The sequence below is a fragment of the Fulvimarina manganoxydans genome (genome assembly GCF_900176465.1).
GTDB lineage: Bacteria > Pseudomonadota > Alphaproteobacteria > Rhizobiales > Rhizobiaceae > Fulvimarina > Fulvimarina manganoxydans.
On the sequence record NZ_FWXR01000011.1, the window covers coordinates 64059 to 78415 of the forward strand.

15 protein-coding genes are annotated in these 14357 nt (G+C 63.6%); 10 read left to right on the top strand and 5 right to left on the bottom strand.

All coding sequences use genetic code 11. From position 1 onward, the window contains the following. Positions 1 to 8: 8 nt before the first annotated feature. Together B9A15_RS12845 and B9A15_RS12850 are read right to left on the bottom strand one after the other, a co-directional pair. Entirely contained in the window at positions 9 to 539 is a 531-nt protein-coding gene (locus tag B9A15_RS12845; protein WP_084410491.1) for a sterol desaturase family protein, read from the bottom strand. A gap of 11 nt (positions 540 to 550) precedes the next feature. Then, positions 551 to 1510, bottom strand: a complete 960-nt coding sequence (locus B9A15_RS12850) for a polyprenyl synthetase family protein (protein ID WP_084410492.1) — start codon at positions 1508 to 1510, stop codon at positions 551 to 553. Between the two features lie 147 nt (positions 1511 to 1657). Here B9A15_RS12850 and fni point away from each other — a divergent pair, with 147 nt between their 5' ends. The 5 genes from fni (at position 1658) to rpe (ending at position 7937) form a co-directional block, all read left to right on the top strand. Beyond that, positions 1658 to 2725, top strand: a complete 1068-nt coding sequence (fni, locus tag B9A15_RS12855; RefSeq protein ID WP_425292959.1) for a type 2 isopentenyl-diphosphate Delta-isomerase — start codon at positions 1658 to 1660, stop codon at positions 2723 to 2725. Between the two features lie 136 nt (positions 2726 to 2861). Next, positions 2862 to 3905, top strand: coding sequence for a class 1 fructose-bisphosphatase (locus tag B9A15_RS12860; protein ID WP_084410494.1), 1044 nt, complete (start codon positions 2862 to 2864; stop codon positions 3903 to 3905). A 313-nt stretch (positions 3906 to 4218) separates the two neighbouring features. Next, positions 4219 to 5091, top strand: a complete 873-nt coding sequence (locus B9A15_RS12870) for a phosphoribulokinase (RefSeq protein ID WP_084410496.1) — start codon at positions 4219 to 4221, stop codon at positions 5089 to 5091. 29 nt (positions 5092 to 5120) lie between these two features. Next, complete coding sequence (gene tkt, locus B9A15_RS12875) at positions 5121 to 7130, top strand: transketolase (protein WP_084410497.1); 2010 nt, start codon at positions 5121 to 5123, stop codon at positions 7128 to 7130. Between the two features lie 123 nt (positions 7131 to 7253). Next, complete coding sequence (rpe, locus tag B9A15_RS12880; protein ID WP_084410498.1) at positions 7254 to 7937, top strand: ribulose-phosphate 3-epimerase; 684 nt, start codon at positions 7254 to 7256, stop codon at positions 7935 to 7937. Between the two features lie 64 nt (positions 7938 to 8001). On the opposite strand, the gene B9A15_RS12885 is transcribed toward rpe, so the two are convergent. Beyond that, positions 8002 to 8253, bottom strand: coding sequence for a BrnA antitoxin family protein (locus tag B9A15_RS12885; protein ID WP_139798369.1), 252 nt, complete (start codon positions 8251 to 8253; stop codon positions 8002 to 8004). After that, a complete protein-coding gene (locus B9A15_RS12890; protein ID WP_084410500.1) occupies positions 8210 to 8485 on the bottom strand; it encodes a BrnT family toxin in 276 nt (91 codons plus the stop codon). The genes B9A15_RS12885 and B9A15_RS12890 overlap by 44 nt, the downstream gene beginning before the upstream one ends. 68 nt (positions 8486 to 8553) lie before the next feature. Between B9A15_RS12890 and B9A15_RS12895 the strand changes: the two genes are divergently transcribed. From B9A15_RS12895 to B9A15_RS12905, 3 genes are all read left to right on the top strand, one after another. After that, positions 8554 to 9567: an enoyl-CoA hydratase/isomerase family protein gene (locus B9A15_RS12895; RefSeq protein WP_084410501.1), complete on the top strand. Its 1014-nt coding sequence runs from the start codon at positions 8554 to 8556 to the stop codon at positions 9565 to 9567. Between the two features lie 153 nt (positions 9568 to 9720). Next, positions 9721 to 10557 (top strand): hypothetical protein, encoded by an 837-nt coding sequence (locus B9A15_RS12900; RefSeq protein WP_139798370.1) that lies wholly within the window; start codon positions 9721 to 9723, stop codon positions 10555 to 10557. Between the two features lie 157 nt (positions 10558 to 10714). Further along, the gene (locus B9A15_RS12905) at positions 10715 to 11485 is read left to right on the top strand and encodes an FkbM family methyltransferase (RefSeq protein ID WP_084410503.1); all 771 of its coding nucleotides are present in this window, start codon (positions 10715 to 10717) and stop codon (positions 11483 to 11485) included. Positions 11486 to 11500: 15 nt separating this feature from the next. Here B9A15_RS12905 and ribA read toward each other — a convergent pair whose 3' ends face one another. Further along, positions 11501 to 12628 carry a GTP cyclohydrolase II RibA gene (gene ribA / locus B9A15_RS12910; RefSeq protein ID WP_084410504.1) on the bottom strand — a complete coding sequence of 376 codons (1128 nt, stop codon included), beginning with the start codon at positions 12626 to 12628 and terminating at the stop codon, positions 11501 to 11503. Positions 12629 to 12943: 315 nt separating this feature from the next. On the opposite strand from ribA, the gene B9A15_RS12915 reads away from it, so the two are divergent. Then, complete coding sequence (locus B9A15_RS12915) at positions 12944 to 13915, top strand: zinc-dependent alcohol dehydrogenase (protein WP_084410505.1); 972 nt, start codon at positions 12944 to 12946, stop codon at positions 13913 to 13915. A 43-nt stretch (positions 13916 to 13958) separates the two neighbouring features. Then, positions 13959 to 14357 (top strand): 6-pyruvoyl trahydropterin synthase family protein, encoded by a 399-nt coding sequence (locus tag B9A15_RS12920; RefSeq protein ID WP_084410506.1) that lies wholly within the window; start codon positions 13959 to 13961, stop codon positions 14355 to 14357.

Here is a 14357-nt window from a genome sequence, read left to right on the forward strand (position 1 = left end):
TCGCCTGATCAAAGCGGATGCGCATCCGCCGTTTTCGCCTTGCGGGCGGCCTTTTCCTCGCCGACCGTGCCGCGGGAGCGCAGCTCGGCCGAGAGCTTATCCACCGGCGGGGCGTAGAGGAAGCCGAAGGAGACGCAGCCATCCTTGCCCTCGACCGCGTGATGGAGGCGGTGGGCCTGGACGAGGCGCTTGGCATAGCCCTTGTGCGGAATGTGCCGGAACGGCCAGCGCTGATGCACCAGCCCGTCGTGAACGATGAAATAGAACAGGCCATAAAGTGTGATGCCGACGGCGATCGCGCCGACGATCGGATGGCCGAAGGCCGCAATCACGAAAAGCGAGATGGCGAGGATCGAAAAGACGACCGCATAGAGATCGTTCTTCTCGAAAAGCTCGTCATGCTCCTCGTGATGGGATTTGTGCCAACCCCAGCCAAAGCCGTGCATGATGTATTTGTGGGCCGCCCAGGCGACCCATTCCATCACGAAGAAGACGCCGATCGCGATGGCGATCAGAACGGGCCAGCTGGTCGGGTCCATGGTCAGTCTCCTTACTGCATTCCGGCCGGGGCATCGCGCCGCCCTTCGTCCTCGGCGGACGCTTCGCCGGAGGGCGCCGGCCGCATTTCCTGACGGGCAGCCTGGCCGATCATGGCCAGAAGATGGGCGAGACGGCTGCCGGGTCCAAGGGCCGCGTCGACATGACCGAGGGCCTTTTCCATATGCCGCTCGATCTCCTGTCCGGTGGAGCTGCGCCCGATCATCGAGACGATGGTCGACTTGCCCTTGTCCTTGCCGATGTCCTTGCCGATGGCGCTCGCGCTGGTGCCGCCGTCGAGAAGATCGTCGAGAAGCTGGAAGGCGAGACCGAGCTCGCGGGCAAAAGCTTCGAGTTCGGCCCTGATCTCCGGTGCCGCGCCGCTTCCGATCGCCCCGATTTCCACGGCCGCATGAAACAGCGAGCCTGTCTTCAGCGCATTGACGCGGGCAACGTCGGCTTCCGAGCGAGGTCCGCGACCGCCGCGCAGGTCCGCGAACTGTCCGCCAACAAGGCCCAGCGAACCGGTCGCCTTTGTCAGGGCCCGCACCGAGCGCAGGCGCTGCTCGGGGTTGAGGCTCTCTGTCTCCGTCACCAGCTCGAAGGCGCGCGAGAGCACCGCCACGACCGCGAGCAATGCGACATCCTCGCCATAGGAGACATGGGTCGACGGGCGGCCACGGCGCATATGCGCGTCGTCCATCGACGGCATGTCGTCCAGGATCAGCGAGGCGGCGTGAATCATCTCGATGGCGCAGCCGCCATCGATCGCCGCGGCAACGTCGCCGCCGAGGTCGAGCGCCGTCGCGACCGCAAGCAGCGGGCGCAGCCGCTTGCCCGGCGCCGTCACGCTGTGCGCGACCGCCTCGCTCAGCATGGTCTGCCCCTCGATGCATTCGGGCAAGAGCTCCGCCAGGCGGCGTTCGATCCGCTGGCGCAGGCTCGTAATTTCGTCAGATGCCGACGCGCTCATGCGAGAGCATCCCTGTTCGTGCAACGCAACTTGATCTCGACCCCCCAAGCCGGCCATGAGTTGGTCTCGAAAGCTAACACGAATGGGCCAGATTTCGACCGGCAATCGCCGAGAACCGCGAAACATGGCGCCAACGATAGGGCAAACCTGGTGGAAAAAGGCAGCGGCAGAGCGCCGCAGAGCGACATCGACACCCGAAAGAGCGACCATTTGGACATCGTGCTGGAGCCGCGCCTTGCCGGCCGGCGCGCCGCCTCCGGTCTAGACGACATCCGATTCGAGCATTGCGCCCTGCCGGAAATCGCTCTGTCGGAGATCGATCTGTCGGTCTCCTTTCTCGGTCGGCGTCTCGACGCCCCGCTGCTCATCTCCTCCATGACCGGCGGGCCGGAGCGCGCGGCGCGGATCAACGCCCATCTCGCCGAAGCGGCCGAAAAGCTCAAAATCGCGCTCGCGATCGGCTCCCAGCGCATTGCCATCGAAGGCCGGGCGTCGGGCGGTCTCGATCGCTCCTTGCGTGAGCGCGCGCCTTCCGTGCCTCTATTAGCCAATATCGGCGGTGCTCAGCTCGTCCTCGGCTATGGCGAGGCGGAGGCCATGCGCGCCGTCGAGATGATCGGCGCCGACGCGCTCATCGTCCATCTCAATCCGCTTCAGGAAGCGGTGCAGACGGGCGGCGACACGGACTGGCGCGGGGTTCTGGCCGCCATCGAGCATCTCGCTTCCACCCTGCCGGTCCCGATCGTCGCCAAGGAGGTGGGGGCGGGGCTTTCGGGGTCCGTCGCGCGCCGCCTCGTCGAGGCAGGCGTCAGCATCATCGACGTCGCCGGCGCCGGCGGGACGAGCTGGGCGGCGGTCGAGGCGGAGCGGACGGACAATCCAAGCGCCCAGGCAACGGCGATGCTCTTCTCCGACTGGGGCATTCCGACGGCACGCGCGCTCGCCGATGTGCGGCGTGCCTGCCCTCAGGCGACGATCGTCGGCTCGGGCGGCATCCGCACGGGCCTCGACGCGGCCCGGGCGATCCGCTGCGGCGCCGATCTCGTCGGCCAGGCGGCAGCCTCTCTGGCCGCCGCCGACCGATCGAGCGAGGCGGTGGTCGCCCATTTCTCCGATGTCGTGTCGGCGCTCAAGATCGCCTGTTTCTGCACCGGTTCGCCATCGCTGAAGGCCTTGCGGACGGCGCCGCTGATCGAGGCGCCGAGTTTTCTTTGACGAGGCCCGCGGCTCTCTCGCGCCTTCGCCTATTTCGCCTATAGAGAATGCAATTTACGCCCGTCCCGGCTCTGCCCTATCCTTGTCGGCATCGACGAAGGGGCGGCCAGCCCCCGAGGTCCAGAGGAGGACATCCATGACAGCGTCCCTCGACGCCTTTCTCGGCTCCCAATGCGGGTCCGACGCGCAAGGTCAAAGACTCGCCGATACGATCCGGCATCTCTCTGCGGCGGCCGTTAAAGTGCGGAACACGATCATCGAAGGGGGCACGGGCACCGATCTCGGCGGCAAGCGCGAGGCGACCAATGCCGGCGGCGATGTGCAGAAGGAACTCGACGTCCTCGCCGATCGGGTCTTCGAAGAGGCAGCCCGCGCCTCCGGCATTGCCTTTTTCGGCTCGGAAGAACAGGACGCGCCGATCCCGATGGCTGCCGAGGGCGATCTCGCCATCGCCATCGATCCGCTCGACGGCTCCTCCAATATCGACACCAATGTCTCGATCGGCACGATCTTCTCCATTCTGCCCGTGGAGGACGCCCATCGAGCCGAGCCGAAAAGCGTGTTTATGCAGCCGGGCCATCGCCAAAAGGCGGCTGGCTTCTTCATCTATGGGCCCCAGCTTCTTCTGGTGCTGACCGTCGGCAACGGCACCCATGTCTTCCTGTTCTCGCCGAAATTCGGCGGCTTCGTCGAGATGACGGCCTCGGTCGCCATCGCGGAGAAAACCCAGGAATTTGCCATCAACGCGTCGAACTACCGGCACTGGGATCGCCAGATGCGCAGCTATATCGACGATTGTCTGGCAGGCGAGGAAGGCCCGCGCGAGAAGAACTTCAACATGCGCTGGATCGGGTCCCTGGTGGCCGACTGCTATCGCATCCTGACGCGCGGCGGAGTGTTTCTCTATCCGGGCGATCAGCGAAAGGGCTATGCCAAGGGCCGCCTGCGCCTCGTCTACGAGGCCAATCCGGTGGCCATGGTCGTGGAGCAGGCCGGAGGATCGGCGACCGACGGCGTGACCCGTATTCTCGACCTCGTTCCCGACGATCTCCATGCGCGCACGGGTCTCGTCTTCGGCTCCAAGCGTGAAGTGGAGCGTGTCGGCCGCTATATGGTCGATCCCTCCGCCATCGCCGAGCGCTCGCCGCTCTTCAGCAAGCGAAGCCTGTTCCGGGCCTGATCCGATCCGACAGTTGGCATGAGCGGGCGACCGATTGGGTTCGCCCGCTCACTTCACGCCGCCCGATATTCGTAAGCCGTGATCCCAAGCGTTGAAAGCCGTCTGGGCGTCGCCTCTCAGAGCGAAATGCGATAAATCGGGATCGTGATTTCGCTCTAAGTGTTTGTCTTGACGCATGATGTGATCCGAAAAGTCATGCAACTTTTCGGCATCATGCTCTAGCGTCGACCCGTGCAAAATCCCATGAAACCCCCTATGGGAGGCTTCGATGGCGGAGAGGGCCATCGAGGGAGGGGACGAAGGGGAGGGCGTCATGTCCGCCAGACATCCGATCATCGCCATCACCGGCTCGTCCGGTGCTGGCACCACGTCGGTCAAGAACATCTTCGACCAGATCTTTCGCCGCGAAAGCGTCAAGGCGGCTTTCATCGAAGGGGATGCCTTCCATCGCTACGACCGTGCCGCGATGCGGGCGAAGATGGCCGAGGAAGAGGCGAAGGGCAATCGCGACTTCTCGCACTTCTCCCCGGAGGCCAATCTCCTCGATGATCTGCAGGAAGTCTTTCAAGACTATGGGCGAAAGGGGCGCGGGCGCACGCGCCACTATATTCACGACGCGGACCAGGCGGAGGTCTATGGCGCAGCCCCTGGCAGCTTCTCGGACTGGGCGCCGCTGACCGACAGCGATCTCCTCTTCTATGAGGGGCTGCATGGCTGCGTGAAGACCGACACGGTCGATCTCGCCCCTTTGGTCGATCTGAAGATCGGCGTCGTTCCGGTGATTAATCTCGAATGGATCCAGAAGATTCACCGGGACAAGGCGACCCGCGGCTATTCCACTGAAGCGGTGATGGACACGATCTTGCGACGCATGCCCGATTACGTGAAATATATCTGCCCGCAATTTGCGCGCACCGACATCAACTTCCAGCGTGTGCCGATCGTCGATACCTCCGACCCCTTCATCGCGCGCTGGATTCCGACGGCCGACGAGTCGATGATCGTCATTCGCTTCGCCAATCCGCGCGGCATCGATTTTCCTTATCTCCTGTCGATGATACACGGCAGCTTCATGTCGCGTGCCAATTCCATTGTCGCGCCCGGCAACAAGCTCGATATCGCGATGCAGCTGATCCTGACGCCCCTGATCCTGCAGCTCATGGAAAAGAAGCGTCGCGCGTCCTGACAGGTTGAAATCGAAGAAAGCGAGAATTCATGTCCGACACTGCCGATCGTCCATCGCCTGAGAGCACCGACCGCAATCCGCGCGACATGGCGAATGCCATCCGTGCGCTGGCCATGGACGCGGTCCAGAAGGCCAATTCCGGCCATCCGGGCATGCCGATGGGCATGGCCGACGTGGCGACCGTGCTTTTCCAGAAATTCATGCGGGTCGACCCGCAAAATCCGAATTGGCCGGATCGTGACCGCTTCGTCCTGTCGGCCGGCCACGGCTCGATGCTGCTTTATGCCCTGCATCACCTGATCGGTTATGCCGACATGGATATCGACCAGCTGAAGGCGTTCCGTCAGATGGGTAGCCGCACCGCCGGCCATCCCGAATATGGCCATGCGCTCGGCATCGAGACGACCACCGGCCCGCTCGGCCAGGGCATTTCAACCGCCGTCGGCATGGCGATCGGCGAGCGGCTGATGAATGCCCGCTTCGGTGACGATCTGGTCGATCACTACACCTATGTGATCGCCGGCGATGGCTGCCTGATGGAGGGTATCAGCCACGAGGCCATCGATCTCGCCGGCAATCTGAATCTGTCGAAGCTGATCGTTCTTTGGGACGACAATGGCATCTCGATCGACGGCAAGGTGGAACTCGCCACCAAAATGGACCAGATCGCCCGCTTCAAGGCGGCCGGCTGGAACACCTGGAGCGTCGACGGCCATGATGCGGACGCCATCGAGGCGGCGATCGCCGAGGCGCGCAAGTCCGACAAGCCGGCCTTCATCGCCTGCAAGACGATCATCGGCTATGGCGCGCCCAACAAGGCCGGCACCCACAAGGTCCATGGCGAGGCGCTGGGCGACGACGAGATCGCCGCGACCCGCAAGGCGCTGGTCTGGGAGTCCGAGCCGTTCGAGCTGCCCGAGGCCGTCGTGAAAGGCTGGCGCGAAGTTGCGACCAAGGGCGCCAAGGCCCGTAAGGCTTGGGAAGAACGTCTTGCCGCAAGCGACAAGCGCGATCGCTTCGAAACGGCGGTGAACTGCACGCTGCCGGCGGCCTTCGCCGAGGAGATGCAGAGCTATCGCCAGGCTCTCGCCAAGGACAAGCCAAAGGTCGCGACGCGCAAATCCTCCGAAATGGCGCTCGAAGTGGTCAATCGCCTCACCGAGCTGACGATCGGCGGCTCGGCGGACCTCACCGGTTCCAACAACACCAAGACCAAGGATATGGTCTCTGTGACGGCCGACGACTTCTCCGGCCGCTACATTCATTACGGCGTGCGCGAGCACGGCATGTCGGCTGCGATGAATGGCATCGCGCTCCATGGGGGGGCGATCCCCTATGGCGGCACCTTCCTGGTCTTTTCCGACTATGCGCGCGGCGCGATGCGCCTCTCGGCGCTGATGGGCATCCGGGTGATCTATGTTCTCACCCATGATTCCATCGGTCTCGGCGAGGATGGCCCGACCCATCAGCCGGTCGAGCATCTGACCATGCTGCGGGCGACACCCAATATGCTGGTCTTCCGCCCGGCCGATGCGGTCGAAACGGCCGAGATCTGGGAGATCGCGCTGACCGAGACGAAACGTCCCTCCGTGCTCGCCCTGACCCGTCAAGGCCTGCCGACGGTGCGCGAGGATGTCTCTGAGAACCTTTCGGCCAAGGGCGGTTACGTCCTGAAGGAGGCCGAGGGGTCGCGCGACGTGACGATCATGGCGTCCGGCTCGGAAGTCGAGATCGCTCTGAAAGCCGCCGAGACGCTGGCCGGCGAAGGCCTGAAGGCCGCCGTCGTCTCCATGCCGTCGATGGAACTCTTCGCCGAGCAGGACGCGGCCTATCGGGCCGAGGTCTTGGGCCAGGCGCCGCGCATCGCCGTCGAAGCGGCGATCGGCATGAGCTGGGACCGCTGGCTCGGCGACAATGGCCGCTTCATCGGCATGACCGGCTTCGGCGCCTCGGCGCCCGCCCCGAAACTCTACGAGCATTTCGGCATCACCCCGGCCGCGGTCGTCGCCGCTGCCAAGGATCTTGCCGCCAAGGCGTAAGATCGAAAACGCCCTATGCGGATCGGCCGGCTCGGCCGGTCCGCGTCTTCCAAGCAAGACCGGATTTGGCTATGCGATCGCAACGCTCTCATGCTCCCTCGATCCGAGCCAAGGTTGAACCCCATGAAACCGGTCCTCATCGCCCCCTCGATCCTGTCAGCCGATTTCTCCCGGCTGGGTGAAGAGATCGCCGCCGTCGACAAGGCGGGAGCCGACTGGATTCATCTCGATGTGATGGATGGTCATTTCGTGCCCAACATCACTTTTGGGCCGCCGATCGTCAAAGCGGTGCGAAAGGCCAGCGCGAAGGTTTTCGACTGTCATCTGATGATCGAGCCCTGCGATCCTTATCTCGAAGCCTTCGCCGAGGCCGGTTGCGACATCATCACGGTGCATGCCGAAGCGACGAAGCATCTCGACCGCTCGCTCCAGGCGATCCGGGCGCTCGGCAAGAAGGCCGGCGTCTCGCTCAATCCCTCGACGCCGGAAAATGTCCTCGAATATGTCCTCGACCGCCTCGATCTGATCCTCGTCATGACCGTCAATCCGGGCTTTGGCGGCCAGGCCTTTATCCCGGCCATGATCGAGAAGGTGCGCCGGATCAAGAAGATGATCGGCGATCGGGACATTCATATCGAGATCGATGGCGGCATAACGCCCGAGACGGCCCCGCTCGTGGTCGAGGCGGGCGCGGACGTTCTGGTTGCCGGTTCGGCGGTCTTCAAGGGCGGGACGCCGGACCATTACGAAGCGAATATGAAGGCGATCCGGACGTCTTGCGAAGGGCTTCGCGCTCAAGCGGCTTGAGTTTGGCAATTGTCGACGCGGAAGGACCGTGTCAGTACGCCAGGAAGCTTATTTCGAAGGTCTCTCAGCTTCTGCCTTCGCGGATGGCGCGGCGGAGGGCTTCGTTGACCGCGTGGTGCCAATGGCTCCCGTCCTGACGGACTTGGGATCGAAAATAGGCGGCGATCTCTGGATCGAGGGCAACGAGATCCTCGCCGCGAAGAATGGCTCGCTCGCCAATCTTCATGGTCGCGCTTTCGAACCAGGTTTCGTCCAATTCCGGGGCGTCGTCCTCATCCACCCAATCGTGCCGCATAGCGCCTTTGTTCCCGCTCATTGGCCTTCCTCATAGAAATCACGTGACGAACATCGTTTCGTTCTGTCCAGACGAGGACGACCATTCGGCCACCGATCATTCCGATCGAGATGATCCGAACTTCTCCATAATCCTTGCGATCGTCCACTTGGTCAAAGTGCAGACCGGCCCACACAGAAACGGCGTCCTCGAAATCGAGGCCCCGTTCCTCCAGCGTTCTCTGGCGCTTGATGGGATCGTAGCTCACTTGCATGGATCGACAAATAGCTCGTGGATGTTACCTACTCTGTAAAACGTCTATCGCAAGTGGTCTCGAGAGTTTTGACAGAAAACGTCCATATCCGCATCGAAGGCCGGGCCGGCCGCATCACGCTGAACAAGCCCAAGGCGCTCAACGCGCTCGACCATGACATGGTCATCGCCATCAAGGCCGCGCTCGACGCTTGGGCGGACGATACGGCCGTCGCGCTCGTCATCGTCGACGGGGCAGGCGACCGCGCCTTTTGCGCCGGCGCCGATCTGAAGCGCATGCACGCCTCGGCGGCCGAAGGCGACTATTCCGCCGGTCATGCCTTCTTCCGCGACGAATATGCGATGAACCAGGCGATTGCGGATTTCCCGAAGCCGTATGTGGCAATCATGGACGGGATCGTCATGGGCGGCGGGGCAGGGCTGTCGGTGCATGGAAGCCATCGCATCGTCACGGAGCGCACGCTTTTCACCATGCCCGAATGTGGTATCGGCCTCGTCCCCGATGTCGGCGTCTCGCGGTTTCTGGCGACCGCGCCAGGCTTCATCGGCGAATATGTGGGGCTCACGGGTCTGCGGCTGACTGGTGGCGAGGCGATCCAGGCCGGCTTTGCAGGCCTTTACGTGCCCTCCAGCAAATTGTCCGATCTCATCCAGACGCTTTGCAGCACCGGTGAGGTCGCAAGCGTCTATGATTTCGAAAGCGAGCCCGATGTGACGCTCTTCTCGGTTCATCAGACGGCGATCGATCGCTGCTTCTCGAAGGAGAGCGTTGCGGCGATCGTCGCGGCGTTGGAGGCCGAAGACAGCGATTTCGGCCGGGACACCGCCGCGCTCATCCGCAAGGGCTCTCCGCTCTCGCTTTCCGCGACGCTCGATATCCTGCGAACCGTGCGCAAGGAGCCAAGTGTCGAAAGGGCGCTCGCCGAGGAACTGAAATTCACCCATCGCGCCCAGGAATTCGGTGATTTCCAGGAGGGCATTCGGGCCGTCGTCATCGACAAAGACCGAAATCCCCGCTGGCCCGATACGATCGAGAGCCTCGATCCTGAGCGTGTCGCCCGGATGCGCGCCGAGCTTGGCTGAGAGGCGCTGGCCCGAAGCCTGACATCCGCCTCGATGGCCGCGATCAGAAGTAAAGCATAGTTTTTATCTTGGGGTGCATATACGATACCTAAAGAGTTGGGTGATTTCGTCATGCGGCCCGTCGGTTGTATCGGGTTGTGGGAGCATGGCCTGATGCGAAAGGCGTCCTCGACTACCAAACCGTTATCGTCGTTCCACGGAACGCTACGGCCCATTCTCTTTGGTCTCGCCATGGTCGGTGCATTGGGAGACGAAGCGCAGGCCGGCGCCTGGACTCAAGAGGCGGGCCATGGCCAAGCGATCGTCACCGGCCTCTACTCGGCCTCCGAGGACGGGTTCGATACGGCAAAGACTGGCCTTGAGACCGATTATACCAAGGGCACGGTCTCGCTGTTTCTCGATTACGGCCTGCTGGATGGTCTGACGCTGACTGCCGCAGCGGAGATGGGCGCGGAGCAGTTCGGCGCTTTGCCTCTCGCCCGGCCTGGTCTGACGAAAACGCAAGCGGGTGCGCGAATGCGGCTTCATCGCTCGGATCGGCTCGCCATGACGGCTGGAATTGCGGTGATCGCCGAGGACGCCCATGGTGCGGCCGATCGCCTCGTCGATACCTTCGGCTGGGACGCACCCATGCTGGAGGCGCGCTGGTCCGGCGGCGTGAATTTCGCCGTTCTGAATCGTTCGGCCTTTGCCGAGGTCTCACTTGGCTATCGATATCGGATCGGGGAGGGACCGGACGAAGTCGTCGCCGATGCCACGATCGGGGCCCATCTCGCCGAGCGCTGGATGCTCATCGCCCAGAGCTTCTCGACGATCTCGACCGGCTTCGAGCGGCCTGAGGCCGACTATGCTTTTCATAAGGCGCAGGGCTCTGTGGTCTATCGACTGAACAAGAGATGGTCGGTTCAGGCCGGTGCCTTTGCCACCGTCGCCGGCCACAATGCGCTGAAGGAGCGGGGCGTGATCACGGCGTTGTGGTACGACTTCTGACGGGCATGCCTTCGGCCGCGAGCAAGGAGCCGCCGAAGGTCAGTGACGGGCCGCGCGATCCGTGCCAGAGGAATGGCATGAGACCATCGTCCCGTTGCTTCCATCCTCAGACTGTATTGTCGGCCGGTCCGAACGCCAGTGCGGGCGCGTTGCGCCCATGAGCGATGGCCTTCAACATCTTCGATCGGCAACGCGCGCCTGGAAAGGCGTTGCTCGCAGCCTCCTCATCTATCACGCCCGCCCGGCCCATATTCGTGGTCTGAAGCGCCTCTATGGCCGCTTCGTTTCCCCAGGAGAACTCGCTTTCGACGTCGGGGCCCATGTGGGCGACCGGACGCGAGCGCTTGCGGGTCTCGGCGCGCGGGTGGTGGCCGTCGAGCCGCAGCCACGGCTCATGGCCTGTTTGCGCCTTCTCTTCGGCCGGCGATCGGATGTGGTGCTCGTCGAGGCCGCGCTCGGTGAATCCGAAGGCGAGATCGAGCTTCATCTCAACACGGCCAATCCGACCGTCTCCAGCGCCTCGATCGATCTTCGCAAAGCCGCGCTTCAGGACGCGCGCTGGCAGGGGCAGATCTGGGACGAGGTGGCGCTCGTGCGAATGACGACGCTCGACGCCCTGATCGCGGCTCATGGGGAGCCGGTCTTCGTCAAGATCGATGTGGAAGGGCTCGAGGATCAGGTCTTGAAAGGCCTGTCGAGACGCGTCGGAACGCTGTCATTCGAATTCACGACCCTGCAGCGCGATGTCGGTCTGAAGGCGCTCGAACGCTGTGCGACACTTGGCTATAGGCGCTTCAATCTCTCGCTCGGCGAAAGTCACGCGATGGAATTTGCCGATCCGATCGATCGCGAGACTCTGGCCCAAGCCATCGCCGCCTTGCCCGACGAGGCCAATAGCGGCGATGTCTATTGTTTCGAGACGGCATAAGCCAGCAGGGCCGACCTATTTCATCCCGGCCATCAGCCGGTCGACATCCATCATATGGCCGGCGCGCTTGGCCTTGGTGCGCAGATAGCCTTCGTTCTGGGGCGTGACCGTGCCAAGGACCGGCGAGCGGCCCGCGACCTCGACGCCGCAGGCGCGCAGATAGGCGATCTTGAGCGGGTTGTTGGTGAGAAGCTCCACACGGCGGATACCGAGCTTGGAGAGCATCGCCGCCGCCGTCTCGTAGCGCCTCTCATCGGCTCCGAAACCCAGAACGGCATCGGCATCGACCGTGTCGAAGCCGTCGGCCTGCATGTGATAAGCGCGCATCTTGGCCCCGATGCCCGTGCCGCGCCCTTCCTGATCGAGATAGATCATCACGCCGCCGCCGCGCTTTTCGAGCGTCTTCAGGCCGTTCCGCAGCTGGTCCCCGCAATCGCATTTGAGCGAACCGAACAGGTCGCCGGTGATGCAGGAGGAATGGACCCTGATCGGCACGGGGCGCGACATGTCCAGTTCGCCGACGACGATGGCAAGCTGATCGCGCTGATTGAGCCCGCCGCGAAAGACGACGAAGCGCGAAGCTTCGATGCCGGCAAGCGGCACTTTTGTATCGGCGATGATCTCGAAATGCCCCAGACCGAAGCGATTGGCCGTCGCCACATCTCCGAGTTCGATGGACAGGGCGTCGTTGAAGCTTTTGTCGTCCGGGTCGATCTCGGCGACGACCGCGACGGGCAGAAGAAGGGCGAGGCGGGCAAGCTGCGCCGCTTCCGCCGCCAGCGGATAGCCGGCCTCGAACACCGTCGGCGCCTCGGCGCCGCGCAGATAGCCTAGATGGGAGGCATCCGCGAAATCGAGCCCCGCAAGCGGCACGAGAGCGCCATTGGGGGCCGCAAGGCCCATGACGTCGGCGCGCTGGGCGGTCAGGAACAGGGAATGGCGGTCGTCGACGGCCAATCGGAAGGCTTCGTATTGGGCCGGGCTGGTCGCATCGAAGGCAAGCGCGACCAGACAGCCGCCATTCCGCTTGTCGAGGATACGGACCGGGCGGCCATAGCGAAGCTCGGCTGCCGCGCGCTCGCAGCGCACAAGGGCCCGGCTGTCGTCTTTCAAGCGCAGTTCCCGATGCAGGTCGTTCGGCATGTCGTTCACGCGAGACACCTTCCTATTCACTCGAAGCTTGTCGCCAATGACGGGCACAAGGTCCGTCTCCGTCCATATCGATCTACGCAGAGCGTCCGCCCCTGAGAGGATCGGCCCTGACAGCTTTCACTCTGCCGTTGACCGAACGAGGGTCCGATCCATCTTGCCGCGACGGGTTCGCCACCCGACGCCGCTCCGGCTCGACCGCTTGAAGATGCAGGGCTTACCGTCTGTCATGAAACTCCGAGTATTCAGATTCAAACTCGATCTCGGCGATTTGGTTCGCATTCGGGTTCCGGCAACGGAAAAAGTAAGATGAGGACAGTTTGCCGCGCATTCTGGCTTTCGGGTCCGGGCGAGCCCGCCATCGTCGAAACGCCGCTCGGCGAACCGGGTGACGGCGAAGTCGTGGTGGAGGCCCGCTTCGGCGCCGTCAGCCGGGGCACCGAGACGGTTGTCGCCAAGGGCCGTGTGCCCGAGAGCGAATATGAGCGCATGCGGGCGCCCCTTCAGGAGGGCGATTTTCCCTTTCCGGTGAAATATGGCTATGCGACGGTCGGCCGGATCGTCGGTGGAGCCCCTTCGCGTGACGGCGAAGAGGTTTTTGTGCTGCATCCCCATCAGGATGTGTTCATCGCGCCCGAAGCCATGGCGATCCCTTTGCCCAAAGGCGTTGCGCCGGAGCGCGCGGTGCTTGGCGCCAATATGGAGACGGCCCTCAACGCGGTCTGGGACGCGGGCATTCAGCCGGGGGACCGGGTGGCGGTGATCGGCGGCGGCGTCGTCGGTCTCCTGACCGCCTATCTCGCGGCGCTGATCCCGGCGAGCGACGTCACGCTTGTCGACATCAACGAGGTGCGGCGGGGTGTTGCCGAACGGCTGGGCCTCCACTTTGCCGGGCCGGACAGCCTGCCTGAGGATTGCGACGTGGTGATCCATGCCTCGGCTTCGCAGGACGGGCTCGCCAGCGCCATTCTCGCCGCCGGCTTCGAGGCGCGGGTCGTTGAACTCTCCTGGTATGGGGAGCGCCCGGTGACCATCTCGCTCGGCGGCGCCTTCCACTCGCGGCGCTTGACCCTCGTCTCCAGCCAGGTGGGCGAAGTGCCGCAGTCCCGCCGCGCCCGCTGGCCCCATGCGCGCCGGCTCGCAGCCGCGCTTGCACTCCTTGCCGACGACCGGCTGGAAGCGATCATCTCGGGCGAGACCGCTTTCAGCGCGCTGCCCGAGGCCTACATGGGTCTTCTCGCCGACCCGGACACGCTCTGTCATCGCATCCGTTACGACTGAGCCGTCCCATAAACCGCCATCCAGCCGGAAGGATCGCTGCCGAATGTTCGCCGTCGAAGTTCGCGACCACATCATGATCGCCCACAGCCTGCCGCGCGAGGTCTTTGGCCCGGCCCAGAAGATGCACGGGGCGACCTTCGTGGTCGATGCCGCCTTCTTCACCGAGGATGTGGACGAGAACGGCCTCGGCGTCGATATCGGCCTTGCGACAGAGGTTCTGTCGAATACCTTGAAGCCGCTGAATTATCAAAATCTCGACGAGATGGATGTCTTCGCCGGCAAGGTCACGACCACCGAGGTTCTGGCCAAACATATCTTCGATGCGTTGAAGGCCGGCGTTGCAGGTGGCGATCTCGGACCCGGCGGCGCACGCATCAAGCGCATCCGTGTGAGCCTTCATGAAAGCCATGTGGCGCGGGCCTGGTACGAGGCGGAGCTTTGA